Raw genomic sequence first — 22418 nt, 5'->3', positions numbered from 1 at the left:
ACAAAAACTCCCTTGACAATTCATTATCAAAGGGAGTCTTAATCCATTATTTTGTAACGCTTTGTTTTCTCCTATATACAAAGATTATAGATAATCCAACCATCATAATAAGTGCGCCTATTGCTAAAATGTTAAATGATTGGGTTGCAGTTTCCGGTAATATATTCCCTGAAACTGGCGTAACAGTAACTGGCTTATTTTCTCTCTCTATTTTATTAGGTTGATTATCGTTGCTTGGTTTATCAGAATCTGATTTGCCCGGTTCAGTTGGATTTCCTGGTTCGTTCGGATTTCCCGGCTCAGTTGGGTCGCCTGGTTCGCTCGGATCTCCCGGCTCAGTTGGATCGCCTGGTTCGCTCGGATCTCCCGGCTCAGTTGGGTCGCCTGGTTCACTTGGATCGACCGGTTCAGTTGGATTTCCTGGTTCGTTCGGATCTCCCGGCTCAGTTGGGTTGCCTGGGTCGCTTGGATTGCCCGGTTCAGTTGGATTTCCTGGTTCGTTCGGGTCGCCTGGTTCACTTGGATTGCCCGGCTCAGTTGGGTCGCCTGGTTCGCTCGGGTCTCCCGGCTCAGTTGGGTCGCCTGGTTCACTTGGATCGATCGGTTCAGTTGGATTTCCTGGTTCGTTCGGATCACCCGGCTCAGTTGGGTCGCCTGGTTCGCTCGGGTCTCCCGGCTCAGTTGGATTTCCTGGTTCGCTCGGATCACCTGGCTCAGTTGGGTCGCCTGGTTCGCTCGGGTCATTTGGTTCGTTAATATTTTCAATAGTGATAACAGTAACTGCTGATACTCCGTCAGCATTTAAGGCATATATCGTATAGGTTCCGTTCTTTTCAACTGAGAAAGCATTTGTATTTAGGTCAATTTCATTTCCTTCATTTGCAAATTCTTCTACTGTTTTATTTCCTGCTAACCATTTTAATGCGACGATATTAGCATCGCTATCGGTAGCAACTGAAATCGAAACCGAACCATCTGTTGCTTCTGTTGTTGATGGTGTTAATATCACATTAAATTCTTTAGGTTCTTCAGGCTCTGATGGACCACTATCGTTATCTACTGTAAAATGAACCTGCTCCACCGTATTTGAACCTGCTCCTTTATCACGTGCGTTAATTGTTAGTGTATAGTCACCCGTTTGTAAATTTTTCAATGGAATTGTGAAAGTTCCATCCTGATTAAGTTTAGCTAGCTCAGTATTTGTCGTTTCATTATCCATATGACTTGTTAATTCATACGGCACATAGAGGTAATCATTAACATCGTAATTGATACCATAAATTTGCTTTACACTTGGTCCCCATTCAACAAATTTATCAACAATCTTACCAGTTATCTCGTAAGTAGATTGTTCAATAGTTTCGTCCACTTGGTTTACTTCGATTTTCGATGGTGATTTTTTTACAAATAACGGACCAACATCAACTGTATCATCGTAACTTACCTCATCTGAACTAGCGCCTAACTGAATCGTGTAGATACTCTCATGTAGGCTCGGTAAAAATGGGTCTCCAAACCACACCCAAGGTCGGTAAGCTAAGGAAACATTAAAGTCAATTTTGCCAGGTCCATAAGGGAATTTCGCCCATTCAACATAGGAGCCAATTGTTCCATTATTAAAATCTCCGCCATTCGGATCTAAGGCATCAAAGATAACACCTGTAACTGTTACTTTTTCTTTCAGATCCATATTAAGTTTTGTAGAAGAGTTTTCATTACTTAATACGTTACCTTCTAATTCGGCATGTGTAATAACCGTGGAAGCTTTAGGTGCTTCAAACTCAACATTAAAAGTAATCGTTTTTTCTGCACCTTTATTTCCTAATCCATCATTCATGCGCACTGTTAGCGTGTGCTCACCAGTTGTTAAATAGTATAAGCGGAAAGTAAACGTCCCATCTTCAGTAATAAATACATCATTTTCTACTTTATTACCATTAGGTCTTGTTAACGTGTAACTTGCATCCATTAGGTCATCTACTTTAAACCTTCCGCCCAGTTCATTCATCTTTTTATTTAACTCCACTAACTGGTCGTTAACATTACCAGTTACTTCATATTCCTGCTGCTTAACCGGGTCCGCAATCGGGTTGATTTCAAAATCGGTGGCTGTTGTTTTAACGAATAGCTCATCTGATGCGCCGAGGACCTTGGAACCTGTTTCATCAATAAGAATAATACGGTAGATACTTTCTGGCAGCTTTTGCTTTTCTCCACCTTCTAATGGAGTATAAAATCCATCGATTGTAAAGCTATGGTCCCCAGTTTGATAAGTACTAATATCCACTAATTGACCAATTACTTTATCTTTTGTTAAGTCTCCAATGTAGACACCAAATGTTGTTTGTGCACCTAGATTGACAGATAAACCAACAGTATCATGCTTCCCATCGCCATTTGGTGAAAAAAAGTTTCCACTTAATGTTACACTCTTAACTGAATCAACATCATTAGTTGCTTGCTTTGCAACTTCCTTCTCAGCTACATTTACTTCTTGCTCTTCCACTTTTTCTGGCTCAACCTCGGTTGTAGGTTTGTTTGATGTTTGTGGGTCCGGATTCGATTCTTCCTGATTACTTTCAGTTGTTTTAACCTCTTCATTCGTTTGGGACGATTCTGATTCAGCTTCTACAGTTACTTTATTCTCGATAACTTCAGCAGATGCATCTTCACCATTTTCATCCTCTTGCTGATTACCGTTTGCTTCATCTATTATTGGTTGTTCTTCTAATTCCTGTTGTACTTCCGTTTCTTTCTGCTCAAGATTATCCTCTATCTCAGAATTTGCTTTTTCTGATGCACCTCCGTCTACGTTTGCTTCCGGAACCTCTGCACCATATACAAACGATGGGTTGAGCAATCCAAATATGAGCAGCATCGCAGTAAAGACACTTAATAATTTTGAATTAAACTTTTTCCGCAACCGTCCAACCTCCCTCTTAGAAATAAAGATAATTTGACTAGTAAATGTTTATTTCTCATACTTGATTGACCATTTTCGTGCTCAATCCTAGTTAAGTTCATGTTGATTTAGCGGAAACAGAGATTTTTACGGATTTTATTGGCGATGTAGTATAAGCTGGTGTTGTCTTGACATGGGGGTTAAAACATACTTTTCTAGCTGCAAGGCCTTAAGGAGGAAATTCTCACCGCTTCATCCGCGAAAAGATAGTACCTGCAGCATAGGTCAACAATAATATTTAACAGGACCAAACATCTTTACTAATTAACGCTTCACATCTCCTTTCCTATTTGATTGAACCCCTTAATAATTGTCATAATATTCTGCAGTTTGAAGTTCATAAACATCTTAATCAACCTATAATGAAAAGACAATCCCTTTCAGTAATTGTCTCAAAATGGGTAAAAAAGTAATGATTAAGAAGTTGGTCATCTCATTTATCAGCGTAGTTAGCAGCATTGATTTATAGGTATTCTGACATTAGTTAGCAAACAGAGGGACGGTTCTTCTGCTTCCTTTTGGAAGCAGAAGAACCGTCCCCATGCTTTTTTTACTCATACTCCGGCAACCAATCTCCATGCGCTTCAATTAAGTCATCACATAAAGCAATAATATCATCCATTGATAATTCTGCTGCTGTATGCGGATCCAGCATTGCTGCTTGATAGATTTTACTTTTCTTTCTTGTTAGGGCTGCTTCGATTGTTAACAACTGTGTATTAATATTTGTTCGGTTAAGTGCGGCACATTGTTCTGGTAAAGCTCCGACATACGTTGGTGTCACACCACTTGCATCGACTAAGCAAGGCACCTCGACAACTGCATTTTCTGGGAGGTTGCTAATTAAACCACCTGTGTTCAATACATTTCCGCCAATTTTAAATGGTTTGTTTGTCTCCATTGCTTCGATAATGTATGAACCATATTCATGTGTCCGTTCATGCTGTAAATTTTTATCGTGAACTAAGTCTTCACGCATTTTCTTCCAGCCTTCAATTTGGTTTACACAACGGCGCGGGTACTCATCTAGTGGAATATTATATTTCTCAATAAGCTCCGGATAGTTTCGCTTAATAAAGTACGGATGGTATTCTGCATTATGCTCAGAAGATTCCGTAATGTAATAATCAAACTTATCCATTAATTCAAAGCGCACCATGTCATTGTGTTTTTCCTTTTGCTTCTCTTTCGCTCGTTTCTTTATTTCTGGATACAAATCTTCTCCGTTGCGTGTGATTTCTAGTAACCAGGCCATATGGTTAATCCCGGCAATTTTATATTGAATGTTATCCTTTGGCATATCCAGTGCCTCAAGTAAGTGGTCGGCACATATTTGAACACTATGACATAAACCAACCGTTTTAATGCCTTCTTTTAACATGACATTCGTTAACACGGCCATCGGGTTTGTATAGTTTAAAAACCATGCATCTGGACAAACTTCCTTCATATCACGTGCAAACTCCTGCATGACAGGTATCGTTCGTAAATTTCGGAAAAGCCCGCCAATCCCTAACGTATCTGCGATCGTTTGTCGTAAGCCATATTTTTTCGGTACTTCAAAATCGGTAATCGTACATGGGTCATAACCACCAACCTGGATTGCATTAATAACGTACTTAGCACCTCTTAATGCTTCCTTCCGGTCGTGGTAGGCTTTTACTTTTACAGTCGAGTTAAGGCTCTGCTTTAAATTATTTAGCATCATCTCTGAATCTTTTAATCTTTCGTGATCAATGTCAAACAGAGCAAATTCAAAATCCTGTAAGACGTCAACCGTCATACAATCCCCGAGAACATTTTTTGCGAATACAGTACTACCTGCACCTAAAAAAGTAATTTTAGACATAAAAAATTCCTCCCTTAACATTCGTCATAAATGTGAAACTATTGTTGTCTTACCAACAATAGTAAGGGGGAGAAACCGCTTTTACAATCGCAAATAATTTTGAAATAAGTAAAATATTGCTCTCTCATTAATCAATAAAAATATGGTTTACAGGCATAAATGATTTACTGTTGCGGTACTCACTCGGTGTGACATCTAGCAAACTTTTAAACACTTTACTAAAGTAATTCGCATTCGTATAGCCTACTTTTTCTGCCACTTCTTCTATCGTTAACTGTTTATTTTTTAGTAATTCCAATGAATGATTAATGCGGATTTTTGTGAGAAATTTGATTGGTGTATCATTGACTGTTTTATGAAATAATCTCGTGAAGTGATATTTTGATAACCCAGAGACTTCAACAAGGTCAGCTAAGGCTAAATCTTCATGATATCGTTCTTCGATGTATGTTATCGTCTTGGCAATCGCGAGCGGCAGCTTATCAACCTTTTTTCGGTCATGCTCAAAATATTGCATACACTCCATTAAAAATGTATAGGCATATCCTGATATCTCATAGGCATGCTCGATACCCGTCGTTTCAATCCGCTCCAAGATGTGAAAGATATGCTTGATTGGCCTGGCAGTCGTTTCAAGATGTAAGAGATGGCCATGGCTCTCGGTAAGCTGATGAAAAAAGTGGAGCGCTTCTTGTCCGTATAAAGTAATATAAATAAATTCCCAGTGGCTTGAGTTGTCAGGCAAATAGTAGCAATGCTCACTAGGCAATTGCACTAAAAATGCCTGTCCTTTATGTAGGGTGTGTGTCTGTCCGTGAAGCTCAATCGCACCTTGTCCGTCTAACGTGTATTGAAAGACGATTCTCCCATGTTCATTTCGCTCTAACCCATCCCATCTGTATACCTCGTCCGCCCGACATTCCCTCCCAATCGAATGAATACCAGCAACACGTTTTTGATAATCTCCCTTTAATTTAAATCCATAAGTTTGATGAATTTTCATAAACAGGCCCTCCTCGGAAGCAGGGGGACGGTTCTTTTGCTTCCATGATGGAAGCAGAAGAACCGTCCCCGCGCTTCCTATTTCACATCGTAAATGACTCTTGCGATGATGTCTTGTTCGTAGTTTCCGAAGCTGCTTCCATAAAGGGTGAGCCCACCGCTATTTTGGTCATTTGAAACGGCAAGCTTTAATTTGATATCAGATTGTTGCGTTAAGTTTATATCGTCAAGCGTAACGTCTGATATTTTAAACCCGTCAATAAACGTGCCCTCTTTTGTCACTCTTATTAATTTTAACATTCCGTATTGGTTCAAATGCGGCGGCCACCATAACGGGTTATTTTTACCCTTTACCCCGCCAAAATCTCCAGGTGATGTCCAATAGCCCAATTCAATATTATTGAGGTAAAAATAAATATCCGAAGGCCAGTTATTATTATAACTTGGAGCTTCTGAACTAAGTTCCAATATAAATTGAAGTTCACTAAATTCCTGATTTTGCTTTAAATAGTTTGGAATACGGTATTCAATATACCCTTTAGCAAACCAAATCACCCCTGCGTTAATATGATGTGGGTCGGCAAAGTAACGCGGATCATCAAACTCACCGATAATACTATCCTTTGTAGCAAGTCCACATGTCGGTTCGACATTGTAATCAGAATAATGACCGACCTTAATTTCATATTCATAGAGATTTTCCGGCTGTTTACTTTTTAATTCAACAGTAAGATACTCTTCATTCAAATAACAAATTTTCTGGATTCCGTGTTTACCTACAGCGGTACTAATGTCAATTAATCCACTTTCCTCAAGCTTTTTAATATGCATTGTCACAGCACCATTTGAAAGATTTAATTTATCGGCAATTTCATTTAAATTCATGCTCTCATTTGTTCGCAGTAAGTATAAGATTTCTAGTCTAATTTCGGAACTTAGCGCTTTAAAAATATTTAACCCGGACCGAAGCTCTTTTATATGTACCATTAGTAACGCCCTTTCATAATCTAAAACATTTTACATAATTATAAAATAGAAGCTTGCTATTGAGAAGGAATATAATACATTCACAATAAAATGTAAAGCACTCTACGCTTCCTTTAAGTGGCAATAACCTTTGTAAAATCAACCTTAGAGGATGTCTAGAACTAAGAAAACTACCTTTAATTTAGTATTACCAAAACAGTTTTAGTAAGCGCTTTATTTTTTCATTGACAAGCACTTACAAGCTCGTTATCATAAAAACATAAAATGATTTAATAAAACATAAAGTAAAAGAAATGATATCTGTTTTGCTACTAAACCCATTACTTTTTTAAAAAATGGGATTAAATAATTTGCAAAGGTGGAAACACAATGACAAATCTCAAAGCAAGAATGATTGTTGACAAAGATTTCGCGATTTCTGAAGTAGATAACAGAATCTATGGTTCATTTATTGAGCATCTAGGTCGTGCTGTTTATGGTGGAATTTATGAGCCTGACCACCCAGAAGCTGATGAAGATGGCTTTCGCAAAGATGTCATCAATCTTGTAAGAGAGCTTGATGTTCCAATTATTCGTTATCCTGGTGGTAACTTTGTATCCGCCTACAATTGGGAAGATGGCGTTGGACCGCGTGAAGATCGTCCGAGAAGGCTTGATTTAGCTTGGCGAACAACTGAAACGAATCATCTTGGTACGAATGAATTTGTTGATTGGTCTAAAAAAGTTAACTCTGACGTGATGATGGCTGTGAACCTTGGTACAAGAGGCATTGACGCTGCGAGAAACTTAATCGAATACACGAACCATTCTGGTGGTACATACTGGAGTGACTTAAGAAAGAAGCATGGCTATAAGGATCCACACAACATTAAAACATGGTGCTTAGGAAATGAAATGGACGGACCATGGCAAATCGGTCACAAAACAGCTGAGGAATACGGACGTATTGCGGTTGAAACGGCTAAAGCGATGCGACTTGTTGACCCTTCTATCGAGCTTGTTGCATGTGGTAGTTCAAATACACAAATGCCGACATTCCCACAATGGGAAGCAACGACATTAGAGCATACGTATGATGCGGTTGATTACATCTCATTACACCAATACTATGGCAACAGAAATAACGATACAGCTAGCTATCTAGCAAACTCACTTGATATGGACCACTTTATCTCAACAGTAATCTCGACTGCTGACTTTATTAAAGCGAAAAAACGCAGTAAAAAGACGATTAACTTAAGCTTTGACGAATGGAATGTCTGGTTCCACTCTAATGATGCAGACAAACAGCTCGACCCATGGCAAGTAGCACCACCTCAATTAGAGGATGTGTACAATTTTGAGGATGCACTATTAGTTGGAAGTATGTTAATGTCCTTCTTACGCCGTGCGGACCGTGTAAAAATGGCTTGTCTAGCTCAACTTGTTAACGTGATTGCACCGATTATGACGAAAAATTGCGGTGGCGCTTGGAGACAAACAATCTTCTATCCATACCTGCACGTGTCTAAATACGGACGTGGCATTGCGTTACAACCAGTTGTTTCTTCACCAAAATATGATTCTAAGGAATACACGGATGTACCATACTTAGATACAATGACAGTGTTCAATCCAGAAACTGAAGAGCTAACGATTTTCGCATTAAATCGCAGCTTAGAAGAAGGTCTTGAGCTTGATGCCGATGTACGAAGCTTTGAAGGCTATCAAATTTTAGAGCATATTGTGCTTGAAAATGAAGATTTAAAAGCAGTAAATACAATGGAGCATGAGGCTGTCAAACCTCATACTAACGGAAATGCGAAGGTTCAAGACGGTCGTGTATCTGCAAACCTAGCGAAACATTCTTGGAATGTAATTCGTTTAGGGGAAAGGAAATAGGAAGCGCAGGGACGGTTCTTTTGCTTCCATTATGGAAGCAGAAGAACCGTCCCCCTGCTTCATTCATGTGAAAATTCGCTTTAGCCATTGTTGAAACGTATGACTGTTCTCTTCAGGTGAAAGACGAAATGTCCCCATCCCATATCTCTCCTGAAACTTCTGATGATAGAAATTTTTCTCGCTCGTTGAATGTGATTCTGTCGGTGTTAAAATGTATACTTCCTTGACAACCGGCAAATCATTGTCACGATGAATAATCCCGTCTCGATATTTATGCATTTCCCCTAAAGCCATTGGCAAGTTAGCTGGGACACGATACTTAGGGTCCATGACATACAGATGGTTTTGATAGTCGATGACGATGTCTGGGATCATCCGTTGTGTATACGAATAATATGGGCACGTATTGAATTGAATGATTTTCTGGTAGATTAACCTCGCACCATTCGTTAGCTCTACAACACTTTCTTTATTTTCTGCTAATCGTAAAAAGTAAAAGTCATCCTTTTTCATAAATAACTGCCCTGCATCCATTAGTAAACCATTTTCACGTATCACACGGATGATTTGCATATAACACCAGATTTCATAAAGTAAATAGGTATCTTTTAAACTTATGTTTCGCTCAAGGTCGAACGTAATGGTTTTGAACTGATAGAGCGCTTGAAACCATTTGTACCAGAGACGATAGACCGGGTGCTTACGGAATACTTGTGTCGTATTTAATGTCCCGGAATGTGCGCTGAGTCCTTGAAGAAAATGTGCCTTTTTCCATAAGCTAATCCAGTCAAGATAACGTGTTGCTTTCACCTTAATCTCTTCATCATTCAATGTCCGGTAGTTTTTAAGTAAATGCTCAAGTTCATTAAGCTGCATAACAATAACGCGATGCTCATAAACGTTGAACGACTCCTCGACTTTTGTTGTTTGGATGTGGCTAGGCAGCTTTGTTGGAGTACCGCCAAAGCCTTGTCCGTAGCGCTCCACCCAAGCAATGCTTCTCGGTGTTGCGTATTTCACTCGTTCCCTTTTTAGAAGCACCTCATCCTTGTACAAATGCCTTAAAGGTTTGGCATCAATGTTCCGGAAAATAGTGCGGAGTTTATGCATCGATGTTTCGATGTACATCCACTGCAACATTGAGCATTCCCGGGTAAAACCACTTGCAGATATTGAAGTGTGCAAACCTGACTGTTGAAAACAAATTGCCGCTTCGTTTAGAATATCCTCTAAAAGCACTTTATATTGCTGCTCCGTTAATTTTCGCTCATCCGTGTATACATAGTTTTCAATCATTTGATTCTTGTCTTTTCCTACAATCGCAAACGTAATGCCCCCACTTTGAAATGGCGTTTCAAAGACACCCTCCCAGCCAACATCCGTTCTCGTCATTGGCAAAGAGATCGATTGCATCGTAAGACGAAATGCCTCATTCGTCCGTGCTCGCCATCGATATTGCATTGCTTCTTGTAAATAGACTTTGTTAAGCGGTACCCAGCTATTATCCCTCTCGTCCCAAACCGTAATGTTAACGCCAGAATTGTGTGGAGCCATAGCGTTCTAATTCCTCTCTCATCCGTTTCATGTGCTTATACGATGTTGAGTATTCACCAAAGTTTTGCAAGAATGTAGCGGATAAAACCTCCAACAGTCCAGTTATCCGTTCATCGCCACGAATTTTTGGGATGACTTTTTCTGAAATGACCCTGTCTAACGCTTCATAGCGGTCCATTCGTAACTGTTCAGGCAAGAGACTATTTTTATACAGCTTGCGAATCATTTCATTCATCGTCCGATACCCAAAGTGTAAATCATAGCTTACTAAACTACTATGAATCGCAATGAGTAAGTCCCATTCAGCTTGTACCGTCTTTTTGAACTTTTCATCTAGCTGGTCCCAGAAGCTTGTAAAGTCAACATCTGATAACGTCATGACAAACGAACGATCGAGTACTTTATCTGAGATACTATGTGTCGTTTCATCAACATTAATTGTTCCCATCACATAAAAATTATGTGGAATCTCAATTGTTTTCGGAATATCAGCTACATCGTCAATCGTATGAAGTTGAATTGGTTTTCTCGATTCAACTGCACTGAGGTAATCACTTAAGTAATACTCAACCCGAGCCAAGTTCATTTCATCTAGAACAAGGAAGTGCGGCTTATCTTTTTCCTCATTTGCCTGCAGAAGCATATCGAGAAATTCTGTTCTCATATAGCGCTTTTCAAACGAACTGTAATAACCGAATAGTGATGTCGCATCCATCCAATCTGGACGAACAGGGACAATTTTCAAATACGGGTTGTCCTCACTGTAATCAAGCCCATAGACTGCATTCGCAAAAACACGACATAATTGTGTCTTCCCTGTACCTGATATCCCACTTAAGATAACAAAATGCTTATCATCTAAGCTTGTTAAATTAAGATAGAAATCTCTAATAATATCAATCGAAAAAGTGAAGCCGCTTTGTTCAACCAAGTCGACAATCGTCGCAAAATCAAAGGAACTAGCGTATTCTTCTACTTCTGACTCGATATCATCATCTTCCTCCTCTCGAACGACTTGATTTGTGCCTTTCGGGAATGTGAGCAAGCCTCTTACATCGGCAAAAATCGCTGCTGCTGTAATTAACCGTTCCTTAATTTTTGTTATTGGTTCGGTAAAAAATTCTGAACTGCCTTGGTACGTCCCGACGTAAAACGCGTTTGCATCATTAAGGGTAAATTGATGGTTCATTAATTCTTCGACAGTTCGGTCCTGGTACATTTGGTTTTCATTATTTTCATTATATTTACCACGATGATAGAAAGATTTTTTGATGTACCATTCATAGTTTTCGCGGTTGGCCAGTTTCCGAATGCGGTGATAAATATAGCCTTTGTTGTTAACGATAATTCCGATTGACTCATGTGGGTCACGCGTAAAGAAAGCAATATGTCCTTCTGTAATTAATTGATCTTGGTCATAGATATAAAACATTTGCTTGTACTCATTTGTTTTAATCCTTTTCACTTCTTCATCGATTTTCACTTCATACGTTTTTGAAAATAACTCAATTTGTAACGGTGTGACATCTTTTTGAAATGCTTTCATGAGTAACATCGACTGACTATGCTCATCTGCTTCTTTTCCAAGTACACTTCGAACTGGTTGTAGCATTTCGTAGGTATTCCAAAGTCTATCAACGATGTCTGCTTCCTCGATCATGCCTTCTAACGGTAAAATTGTTCCAAAGTGTAGTGTAGGTCTACGTTTATTCTTTAAGTAGCGTAAAATCGTATCGATGAATTCAGATTGCGTAATGAGATTCTTTTTCTCATCTATAGTAAATATTTGAACCGTTTCATCGAGTTCCTCTACCATTCTCTCAAGCTCGTGAATTTGTGTACGCTTTGATAACACCCAAAACGGATAAAAGTCCGAGGTCATCATCATCCTAATCTCACGTGTTGCGAGATGAAACTCAAGCTTTAAAATCGACAACGGACTATCATAGCGACTCTCATCCTTTAATTCCACAAAGCCTTTGTCGCCATAATGCTGTTTCTTTTCCGCATATTTAGGATTTTTTGAATCTGTTATCGTCGTCCTAATCGTTTGTTCATGTGTATGTACCGTTAACTGCAGGAGATAACGTTCACGTTCCCCATATTTCTCTAAAAACGAATCAACAATCCTCCTCGCAAGCGGCTGCACCTCACCTAAAATCCGCTCATTCCTCAACGTCGTATCCTCAATCTCCATGATCCCAACTAAACCACTCGCATCAATCATCTTTACATCTCCTTCAGGAAGCGGAGGGACGGTTCTTCCGCTTCATTTTCATAACTAGTTAATTTTCCCTATCATAGTACTATTTTAACACGGGAAGCGCGGGGACGGTTCTTCTGCTTCTTTTTCCAGCGGAAAAGGAAGCAAGAGAACCGTCCCCCTGTTTCCTTGTTTTACCACCTTATGATAGTGATAAAGTTGTAGTAAAATAGTATGTGTTAATTGTGACGCAGAGCGAGGGAATGATGTTGAGATCTAAAATTTTTGGTTTATTAATAGTTATAATGTTTATTCTTCAGGCCTGTGCACCGCAGAAGAGTGAGACTACCTTCAATGCAACAAATGGTGTAATGAACTTGGCAGAATGGAACTCAGACACAGAAGTTATTTCATTGAGTGGTCAATGGGAGATGTATTGGGAACAGCTTATAGAGCCTGAGGACTTTACTTTACATGTAGATAGACCAGCTAGTGGCACATTTACGTTTCCAGGCTTTTGGGACAATTACGATTTCAACGGTACATCTCTACCTAAAAAAGGCTATGCCACTTTTCGCTTACATATCTCCTCAGTACCATTATCAGATAGTGTGCTTGGATTAAATATTCCCCATATCGATTCAAGCTACAAGCTATGGATTGATAATCAGTTGATAACAACAGTTGGAAAGGTTGGAACAAACGCAAAAACAAGTGCTGCGAAACGATACCCACGTGTCGTTTTTTTCACACCCAAACATGAATCATTTACAATAACGCTGCAAATTTCTAACCATGAACATTTAAGAGGTGGTATGTGGAAGCCGATTGAAATTGGAACGGCCGAGTCAATCCATAAACAATATATTCATCAAATTATCTTGCAATCGTTGCTGCTAGGCATCCTTATTTTAGCTGGTATTTATCATATTGGACTTGGAGTTTTTAGGAAGTCAGAAGCGTCACTTCTATATTTTGGTGTATTTTGTCTCGTTGCAGCATTTCGAAACTTAATGGTCGGGGATATATTTTTCACGAAGTTCTTTCCAGATGTAAGCTGGGAGTTTGAAAAGAAGTTAAATTATATAAGTTTGTACTTACATGTGCCATTATTGGCCATGGTGTTGTATCGGTTATACTCCAATGATTTTCCTAAGTGGTTTATTAAGCTTAGTATTATTGTACCTATATCCTTTAGTGTGATTACAATTTTCACAAAGGCGATTACTTACACTGCATATCTAAAGTACTTTCAAGTGTTTATTATCTTTTGTTCAATTTTTGCACTATATGGTATCTTAAAATCTTTAAAACGAAGACTTGTAGAAACGAAATTTCTTATAGTAGGGATTGTCAGTTTATTAATGACTGTAATCGTCGATGTTTTCAATTACATTATTAGACTACTGAACACTAACCTTTATTTAATCGGCCTTACTGTGTTTATAATTTGCTTCTCCTTTCTCTTATCAAGAAAGCTCTCTTCATCATTAGAATTATCAGAAGCACTTGCAAATGATTTAGTTAAATTAAACAATGACCTTGAACTTAAAGTTGAGCAAAGGACAGAGCAATACCAGCTAGCAAATGAAAAGCTTGAACAACTTAACAAACAGCTCGAACAAATGGCCCTTCTCGATGGTTTAACGAACATTCCAAATCGGCGGTCATTCGAGAATTACTATGAACAAGCATACAATGAGTGCCTAACACATCAAAAACCAATTACAGTTTTACTATGCGATATTGATTTCTTCAAAAATTACAATGATAGATATGGGCATCAAGAAGGGGATACATGCTTAAAACGAGTAGCTGAAGCCTTGCGTTCAATGGAAGTGGGGTTTGTCGCAAGGTATGGCGGTGAGGAGTTTGTCTCTGTGTTAACGAACATCAATCAACAAAGTGCGGAAGACACTGCTCATGAAATGAATGTACTAATTGAGCAAATGCATATTCCGCATGAAAAATCCTCTACCTCTGAATATGTAACAATAAGTATTGGGGTGGCAACTGTCATTCCAACCGAAAACACTGACAGAAACGAACTCCTTAAACAAGCAGACGAAGCTCTATACAAAGCAAAACGACTAGGAAAAAATCGATATTCCCTTTAGAAAGCGCGGGGACGGTTCTCTTGCTTCCCTTTTGATAAAAAAGGAAGCAGAAGAACCGTCCCCCTGCTTCATCGTTCAGACCAGTTCCAGAGTTCGACTTCATCAACTGTGATTTCTCTAATCCAATTTTCTTCTTTTAGTTTTAGGATTTCTTTGGTCGGGCCGGTTACGACAACGCCGTAATGGTGGAAGCCGTTTTTGTTAAGGTATTCGATACGGTCTGCTAGGTTTAGCTCACCATAATATAGTTTGTTTGCTTTTGATTCGTATTTCTTTAAGAACGATAACGTTTTGATAAATTGCTTGTGGAGAATTTCCTGGTCTCCTATGTTATAGTCAGGCGATGAATGACCTTCTGAGATAACACTACCAAATAACCCCTTTTCTTCCTCCCTAGATTCTAATATCATATCGTCCTCATGCCAAATTGGGAAGCTTGGGAATCCGATTGGGTCAAACACGATTCCATCCTCATTTTTCTCTTGTCCCGTGTCAACTGCTAACCAAACTATTTCCATATCTTTTCCTTCAAATCTTTTAAGTACTTCTTCCGTTTCAATAAGGTCCTTGAAGGATAAAAAGGCAGACATGACGGTGCCATCAGGTAATTTTTCCAATCTGCTCCAATCCGTGTAATTCTCATCCCCTGAATTTGGATAGGAAAATACAGGTTGATTTTGTGAGATACTAACATCGTAATCCGTTTCTGGATAGCTCATCATCGAAAACAAGAAATCTACTTTCATTTCCCCAACTGTCGTCACTTCATCCCCAACTTGCTTATTTAAATCACGAGTGGCTTCCAAACCGAAAAATGCCTTTGTATTTGTGCTCGTCCCGCCAAAATATCCGTAAGGATCAGTAACAGTTAATGTATAATCAATTACGTTTCTATACACATCGACACGGTCTGGTTTGCCCCATGAATAATAAACAGCTGTTAACACTGATGTAACAATTGTAAACAGGAAAATGAGACCAAGTACTGTGATGCTCGTTTGCAATCTTGCCATCCATTTACTTCGCTTTAAAATCATTTTCTGTTTCTCTTCTTTTATAGTAGGCTTTGCTTCTGACTCCTCCCCCTCTAGTATCTCCTGATAGATTTCTAGTTTTTCTAATTCCTTTTCAAATTCCTCTAATTCGGAACCTGAAAGTTCACCATTTTCATAGGCTTTTAGTTTCCGTTTAAATTCTTCGTTCACTTTTCATCACCCTTCCGATTCCTGATCGCTTGTCTGCCACGAAATAACATCACTTTAAAGTGGGATTGCTTGATATTCATGACTTGTGCTGCTTCGTTATACGATAACCCGTGAAAATCATGTAAAAGCACCGCAAATTTATGCTTGTCTGGTAACCCTTCTAATTGCTGAATAATTTCTCCCACCTCTTCCCTATCAACTATAGTCTCGATAAGTGACTTCTGCTTATCGATAAATGGCAGGAAAAAGTTTTCATCCTTAAGAACGGTTCTTTTTTGCTTCCGATAATAATCAATGAATGCATGATGTGCCACAGTAAAAAGCCACGTCTTCACCTTTTCACCATTGTAATTTTCTATGTATAGATGAGCGCGTAGAAATGTTTCCTGAACAAGGTCCTCTGCTAAATGATGATCATGACAAAGCGAAAGGAGAAAGCGATAGATGTCGTGAAAATATAATAAATAAATGTCATCAAGATTTTTTATCACCAACTCCTCCTTTCACTAATAAAACGGATGAGATAAAAAAAGGTAACAATTATTTATGTATTTTTTACATTAAATTATTGGGGGACTGTCCCTCACCGGTTTAATGCTTACATTATTGAGGGACTGTCCCCCACCGGTTTAACGCTTTAAACTATCGGGGGACTGTCCCCCGATAAATAAAGAAGCGACAGTATTACGGCAAGACTTGCACCGAAATACCATCGCTTAAAGTAAGTATCGTGTACATACATCAATTTTTTGTAACTGTACGGTAATTAACGAGGATTGCACCTATCATTAGCACAAAGGTGAGAATAACACCTGTCGCTCCTTTACCTAAATACGCAAATACAGGTAAACATAGTATCGCTAAGATAAATAATAGTTTTCCTAACAATTTAACCACCCCCAGGCAGTTTATTAATTCGATTCCTGAGCTTTACGTTCTTCCTTTTTCCACAGCTTACCTGGCCAATACGACCACTTACCAAACACGGTAATAATCGCTGGTACTAATAACGGACGGACAATAAATGTATCTAGTAACACACCAATTGCGGTCACAATCCCAAATTGAACAAGCAGCTGAATTGGTAATGATGCCAATACTGCGAACGTTCCAGCCAAAATAATCCCAGCTGATGTAATAACTGAACCTGTAGATGCAACACCTTTACTTATTGACTCCACGTGGCTAAGTCCACGTTTTCGATTTTTCCAAATATCAGAAATCATGAAGATATTATAGTCATTACCCAATGCAATAATAAACACGAAGCTATATAGCGGAATAGCACTCGCGATTGATTCATGACCAAGAATTCCTGAAATCACAAGCCATCCTAAGCCTAACGCTGCATAGAATGAAACAATGACGGTTGCCATTAACTGAACAGCAGTTACAACCGCTCTTAAATAGACGAGTAACACAACGAAAATGATAATAATCATCACAGGTTGAATCAGTTGTTCATCACCTGCTTGCACATCACGGGTATCGATTTGCTTACTCGTTTCACCACCAAGCCAAAAGCTTTTAGCCGAAATGTCTTCATCTTTTAAAATCGCCGCTACATCCGTCTCCATCTCCGTAACATCGGCCATTGCTTCATTTGAATACGGATTTTTATTTAAGTATACCTCATATAATTGATAATTTGATTTGTTTTCACCTGTTTGCGGATCCGCAACAAAATCTAAATAAGGTAAGTCCGCAAGCTGTTCCTTAATATTAATGTCTTTACCATCTGTATCGACGATGACTTTTACAGGGGCTAATTCACCTGGTGTAAAGTTTTCCTCAATGAGTGTAAAGCCTTCCCTTGAATCCATTTCTTCAGGGAACGACGATAATAAATCATAATTGTATTCAATGTCTCGTGAGACAAACGCTAAACTAACTAAAATTGCTGCAGTGACAATGATGACAAGCCATGGCTTTCCTGTTGCAAACTTCCCGATTGCGTTCATGACTTTATGATTTGCTTTCGGTTCTTTGTAAGGTTTGTTCTTTTTCTCAGCAAATTCTCTCGCTAATTGCGGCGTACGTGGCACAAATGGCCAAAACGCTTTTCTGCCTAACAACGCTAAAATTGCCGGTAATAATGTGACAACGGCAAAACCAGTAATGAGGACACCTAAACTGAACGGTACCGCAAAACGTTGGAAAGCCCCATAGTCTGCTAATGCTAACGTAGCTAAACCGATTACTACCGTTAAACCACTCATCACAATGGCACCTGTTGATTCGCGTACTGCACGTGCTAATGCAAGAAACTTATTTTCCTCTTCGAATAATAAATCGCGATATTTCGTAATTAAAAATAAACAGTAATCAGTTCCTGCTCCAAATAGGAGTACGATCATAATTGAGATCGACTGTGCATCTTTATCAATCCATCCAGCATCAGCAATCGCACCTAATACCGGGCTTACGACTAAATACGCGACACTGACGACAACTAACGGGATAATTGCTAACAATGGCGAACGATAAATCAGTAATAAAATGACGAGAATTAAAATAACTGTTGCTGTCATTAATTGAAAATCAGCTGATTCAAACAATCCAGTCGCATCGACGGATATTCCAGCAGGTCCTGAAAAACGAGCATGAAGTCCATCGTCATCTAGACTCTCTGTATCGTAAGGATTCTCACCGATAATCTCTTCTGTAATCGCACGGATTTCTTCAAAGTTTTCATTTAACACCTCGGTATCGACGTCAGCTTCAAAGAAAACCGGTGAAACAAATGATTTTTGATTTTCTGAAAGTGAACCTAACAGAGCCTCAGTCGGCATGTTCTGAAAAGGAGGTATTGTTTTTTGCTCTGCTAAAGGTGCTTCATCGAGCTTTGCATAAAGCTGTTGAATGTGTTGCAAGTCTTCAATTCCTAACCCTGATTCCTTATACCAAACAATTAGTAATGGTAAGCCTGCGTCTGTTGAAAACTCCTCATCGATAATTGTTTGAGCGACGATTGAATTCATCTCTTCTGGCAAATCTTCACCAGCAAAGTTTTCCACATCACCGACCTGCGGAAAAATCGCAGCTAAACCTGCTGCAAAGACGAGCCATAAGATAAGCACGACCCACCTTGTCCTCGGACCGCCCACCTTCGCTCCCCACTTTTCTAATGGATGCATTTTCATTGAATACTTCCTTTCTTTCCTAAAAAGGAACTAAAATCTATCCACATTGCATTTTTATTAAACAGTGTTCAAATTATATTATACAGAATCGTTTTGCACTTCATAACCTTTTTATTCGACAGAAAACGCGTGGGGACAGTCCCTCATCGATTTAAAGCTTTAAACTGTCGGGGGACTGTCCCCCGATATTGTTGAGGGGCTGTCCCAAAACAAAAAGTACTAAAAAAACTTGGCATTATACCAAGTTTGAATCGTCTTTATGTTTAATTTTCATAATTTTCTCTGTAATAAAGCCAACAATAAAACCAATCATAATAGGAATTAGCGATCCTCCAGATTCAAATGCTATTCCTTCTGATGGATTTTCTTTATAGAATGTCCAACTCAAATATGTGATATCAAACATATTCCCTATCGCATATAAAAGACCCGTTGAGAATAATGCTGCCGATAAGGGCAACCAGAGTGTTTTCTTTTTCATCGATAACTCCTCCTTATTTTACCATTTTAGCATAAAAATACCGCCATAGCATCTTTACATGGAGGTTGATTGATTATATTCCTTTCCATAACTCCTTACAATATTATAATGATTTATATTTATATGTTTGTCTATCAACCTAGTAGTTGGTAATTTTCAGGACAGTGCATCTTTGTTATTATCCCATTGCTGCAATACTGTAAATATGTTCTAATTATCTCAAGTATTAGTGGAAACACTGTTTTACTTTCCAAAGTTGTTAAATTATCAAAACTCCTTAACTTTGTTGGAGCTGATTTTCCAAGAGATTTGTAAATTTCGAAACTGCAAGGTAAATACTATTTCTTTAGTAGATTATACTTGCCTAAAATATAATAACAGTTTAGGAGAGAACGATGGATATTACTAATTATAAAAAGATATTATTAGACTCAAAACCATTTAACCCACTTTTAGATAATCCAAAAGAATTACCTAATGTAGCCGGTATCTACATAATTTGTGTGAATAGCATCGAAGTATTACCAAAAAATATGAAAAACTTGAAATATGATCTGCTGAATGGAAAACCAATAATCTATACCGGCATCTCTAAGAAAAGCCTTCGCACAAGAGATTTCAAATATCATTTTAATGGAACAGCTAGAAGATCAACATTGAGGAAAAGTTTAGGTGTTCTGTTTGATCTTGAGAAAAAAGAATTGGATAAAGGAAAGTATAAATTTATTGAAAACCATGAAAATTGGTTATCACTTTGGATGAAAGAGAACTTGCTGCTGTATTGGTTCACTCCACAAATAAACAATACAGAGCTTGAGTCTTTAGAAAAAGAACTCATCAACCTCATTAATCCACCATTAAATATAAAGAGTAATTACAATGAAGAAAATAAAAGTTTCAGGAAAACACTTTCCACTTTACGCAAATTACAGAATTAACAAAATTGATTCATAAAACCTCCAGTTAGAAGTTGTAGAATAATTACATAACATGGATTAAGAAAGGCAAGTCGACCCTTGCCTTTTTACATTTCAACAGTAAATTTTATTATTTCTTTCCTAACCGATACAAATCAACCGACTTATACCCTTGCGAAAGCAGCTCAACCATTTGTTCCTGGCGTTTCTCACGAGTCTTCTTTTGCTTCGCCGAAAAGATATAGCGTGCCCAATCCCTTTGATAGCCTGGTGTTAAGTTTTGATAAAATGTTAATTCGTTTGGATGGTCTGCTAATAGCGCTTCGATGTCTTTTACGTTGTCCTCATAATCTGCAACACATTGACTGGCAGCAGGTGACTTTTTCACTTTCTTTTTTTCTCGCTTTAAGCCGACGACCGTAAAGACATCATCCATGCTGACCATCCGTGAAAACTTAATATCACTGTTTTGCACATAGCCATCTTCAGCAACCTTCATCGCTGGAAAAATCTCATCTCTGTGCACGAATGTATCATATCGTTTGTTACCCTTTTTCGGGTAGGCAAAGAACAGATATCCCTTTTCAAGTAATTGCTCTTCTTTAATAATGCGTTCGGTATGTTTTACCATTTCTTCAATAGTCTCAACGAAAACAAAAATCGCATCATGTTCCTTTGTTAGTGATGTTTTGTAGCCGTTAAATAAGTCATAATCACTTGGCTTATTAAGAACGGCCATGTTTTTATATTTACTAAGTTTTAATTTATCGATGATAGTCATTTTTTCCTCCTTTTAAGTTTTAACATTTATACATCATTTAAGGTTCAAAAATCCGAATTTGCACCTTATTTGTGAATTAAGCTTCGACTCAAATTAACTATAAAAGCTCTGTCAAACTAAGTAAAGCATATCCATTATTTATCATTGTTTCTCTAGCTTCACTTCTCTTAGCACCACGTTCATATTGATTTTTCTTAATAATTTGTCATAAAAAAACTGCACCTCCATTTGCTAAAGGTTCTAACAAATAGAGTGCAGCACACATTGAATTTATTAAGTTACCTATGCGGAACTTCATTTACTTTTTCACATACGGCCAATCTTCATTATCCCAATACAACGGTCTAATTTGTAACGTTGGTTTACCTTCATTCAAGGCATCGTAGGCGTGGTTGACAAGGATTGAAGAGTCTCCTGATAAGAAAACAGCACAGTGTCCAGGTCCTATCCAGCGGTCGTCGCCAGCATCAATCAATGTTCCGCCGCCCTCCATCATCGAGACGCCCTCTTTATCTACATATGGCCCTACGATATCTTTCGAACGACCTACGACAATATTGTAAGTACTATCGACACCACGGCAGCAGAAATCAAATGATACAAATTGATAATAATAGCCGTTACGATAGACGATGAAAGGTGCTTCGATCGTATTAGGCTGTTCTGTACGACTAGAGATACCTATTAGTTCGGCCCCTGTTTGTGGTTTCATCGTTTCCGGGTCCAATTTAATCAATTTATTCCCCGACCAGAAAGATCCAAAGTTTAACCATGGCTGACCTTGTTGGTCGACGATTAAATTAGGGTCGATTGCATTGTAATCATCGTCCTCTGTTGAATGAATGACATGTCCATGATCTATCCACTGATAATCAGGATGGTTTGGGTCAATCGTTGTATTCGTAACTAAACCAATCGCAGACGTATTCTTTCCAAATGTAGAGACGGAATAGTATAAATAATAAATTCCATTATAGTAAGAAATATCTGGAGCCCAGAGACTATCCTCTGTTTTTTCAGGAACGTATTCCTTGCTCCATTCTGGTAAGCTATCAAAAATTGACCCTATCGCTTTCCAATTTGAGCCGTCTTTTGATGTTTTAATTTGTACCCCTCTACCTGTATGAAACACATACCAGTTATCTCCTTCTTTAGAAATGACGGGATCGTGTGCCCATAATTGACCTTCCAAATTCCAATCTATATCGTAAAAATTAACTCCCTCAAACGGTTTTGAATTAAACATTCGTCGCTCTCCTCATCCTTTAGTTTGTTAAGTGTTCTTTATTAATAAATTTACTGAACATTAATAATATTATTAATTGCTTATGTTTCT

At 38.4% G+C, this 22418-nt stretch carries 16 protein-coding genes; 3 read left to right on the top strand and 13 right to left on the bottom strand.

Going from position 1 to position 22418, the window contains the following annotated elements:
* Positions 1 to 46 precede the first annotated feature (46 nt).
* The 4 genes from J2S19_RS14475 to J2S19_RS14460 form a co-directional block, all read right to left on the bottom strand.
* Positions 47 to 2923 (bottom strand): LPxTATN C-terminal sorting signal domain, encoded by a 2877-nt coding sequence (locus J2S19_RS14475; protein ID WP_307343379.1) that lies wholly within the window; start codon positions 2921 to 2923, stop codon positions 47 to 49.
* A gap of 589 nt (positions 2924 to 3512) precedes the next feature.
* Positions 3513 to 4811 (bottom strand): alpha-glucosidase/alpha-galactosidase, encoded by a 1299-nt coding sequence (locus tag J2S19_RS14470; RefSeq protein WP_307343376.1) that lies wholly within the window; start codon positions 4809 to 4811, stop codon positions 3513 to 3515.
* A 127-nt stretch (positions 4812 to 4938) separates the two neighbouring features.
* Positions 4939 to 5814 carry an AraC family transcriptional regulator gene (locus tag J2S19_RS14465; RefSeq protein WP_307343373.1) on the bottom strand — a complete coding sequence of 292 codons (876 nt, stop codon included), beginning with the start codon at positions 5812 to 5814 and terminating at the stop codon, positions 4939 to 4941.
* A gap of 77 nt (positions 5815 to 5891) precedes the next feature.
* Positions 5892 to 6800 (bottom strand): ArsR/SmtB family transcription factor, encoded by a 909-nt coding sequence (locus J2S19_RS14460; RefSeq protein ID WP_307343370.1) that lies wholly within the window; start codon positions 6798 to 6800, stop codon positions 5892 to 5894.
* Positions 6801 to 7169: 369 nt separating this feature from the next.
* Here J2S19_RS14460 and arfA point away from each other — a divergent pair, with 369 nt between their 5' ends.
* Positions 7170 to 8681, top strand: coding sequence for an arabinosylfuranosidase ArfA (gene arfA, locus J2S19_RS14455; RefSeq protein ID WP_307343367.1), 1512 nt, complete (start codon positions 7170 to 7172; stop codon positions 8679 to 8681).
* Between the two features lie 63 nt (positions 8682 to 8744).
* Here the strand turns inward: arfA and J2S19_RS14450 are convergent, their stop codons facing one another.
* Positions 8745 to 10235 carry a DUF2357 domain-containing protein gene (locus tag J2S19_RS14450; protein WP_307343364.1) on the bottom strand — a complete coding sequence of 497 codons (1491 nt, stop codon included), beginning with the start codon at positions 10233 to 10235 and terminating at the stop codon, positions 8745 to 8747.
* Positions 10210 to 12462, bottom strand: coding sequence for an McrB family protein (locus J2S19_RS14445; protein ID WP_307343362.1), 2253 nt, complete (start codon positions 12460 to 12462; stop codon positions 10210 to 10212). The genes J2S19_RS14450 and J2S19_RS14445 overlap by 26 nt, the downstream gene beginning before the upstream one ends.
* Before the next feature lie 245 nt (positions 12463 to 12707).
* Between J2S19_RS14445 and J2S19_RS14440 the strand changes: the two genes are divergently transcribed.
* Complete coding sequence (locus J2S19_RS14440; RefSeq protein ID WP_307343358.1) at positions 12708 to 14555, top strand: diguanylate cyclase; 1848 nt, start codon at positions 12708 to 12710, stop codon at positions 14553 to 14555.
* 68 nt (positions 14556 to 14623) lie between these two features.
* Here J2S19_RS14440 and J2S19_RS14435 read toward each other — a convergent pair whose 3' ends face one another.
* From J2S19_RS14435 to J2S19_RS14415, 5 genes are all read right to left on the bottom strand, one after another.
* The gene (locus J2S19_RS14435) at positions 14624 to 15760 is read right to left on the bottom strand and encodes an anti-sigma factor (protein ID WP_307343356.1); all 1137 of its coding nucleotides are present in this window, start codon (positions 15758 to 15760) and stop codon (positions 14624 to 14626) included.
* On the bottom strand, positions 15757 to 16251 hold the full coding sequence (locus J2S19_RS14430) for a sigma-70 family RNA polymerase sigma factor (protein ID WP_307343353.1): 495 nt from the start codon (positions 16249 to 16251) through the stop codon (positions 15757 to 15759). The genes J2S19_RS14435 and J2S19_RS14430 overlap by 4 nt, the downstream gene beginning before the upstream one ends.
* 250 nt (positions 16252 to 16501) lie before the next feature.
* On the bottom strand, positions 16502 to 16648 hold the full coding sequence (locus tag J2S19_RS14425) for a hypothetical protein (RefSeq protein ID WP_307343351.1): 147 nt from the start codon (positions 16646 to 16648) through the stop codon (positions 16502 to 16504).
* A 23-nt stretch (positions 16649 to 16671) separates the two neighbouring features.
* Positions 16672 to 18903 carry an MMPL family transporter gene (locus J2S19_RS14420; protein ID WP_307343348.1) on the bottom strand — a complete coding sequence of 744 codons (2232 nt, stop codon included), beginning with the start codon at positions 18901 to 18903 and terminating at the stop codon, positions 16672 to 16674.
* 235 nt (positions 18904 to 19138) lie between these two features.
* Complete coding sequence (locus tag J2S19_RS14415; protein ID WP_307343345.1) at positions 19139 to 19384, bottom strand: hypothetical protein; 246 nt, start codon at positions 19382 to 19384, stop codon at positions 19139 to 19141.
* Positions 19385 to 19779: 395 nt separating this feature from the next.
* Here J2S19_RS14415 and J2S19_RS14410 point away from each other — a divergent pair, with 395 nt between their 5' ends.
* The gene (locus J2S19_RS14410; protein WP_307343343.1) at positions 19780 to 20322 is read left to right on the top strand and encodes a GIY-YIG nuclease family protein; all 543 of its coding nucleotides are present in this window, start codon (positions 19780 to 19782) and stop codon (positions 20320 to 20322) included.
* Positions 20323 to 20431: 109 nt separating this feature from the next.
* On the opposite strand, the gene J2S19_RS14405 is transcribed toward J2S19_RS14410, so the two are convergent.
* Together J2S19_RS14405 and J2S19_RS14400 are read right to left on the bottom strand one after the other, a co-directional pair.
* Positions 20432 to 21082: a YdeI/OmpD-associated family protein gene (locus J2S19_RS14405; protein WP_307343340.1), complete on the bottom strand. Its 651-nt coding sequence runs from the start codon at positions 21080 to 21082 to the stop codon at positions 20432 to 20434.
* A gap of 298 nt (positions 21083 to 21380) precedes the next feature.
* Positions 21381 to 22328 (bottom strand): arabinan endo-1,5-alpha-L-arabinosidase, encoded by a 948-nt coding sequence (locus J2S19_RS14400; protein ID WP_307343336.1) that lies wholly within the window; start codon positions 22326 to 22328, stop codon positions 21381 to 21383.
* Positions 22329 to 22418: the final 90 nt, after the last annotated feature.

Source organism: Metabacillus malikii, from assembly GCF_030813355.1.
GTDB classification, from domain to species: domain Bacteria; phylum Bacillota; class Bacilli; order Bacillales; family Bacillaceae; genus Metabacillus; species Metabacillus malikii.
This window is presented reverse-complemented; position numbering and strand designations above follow the sequence as displayed.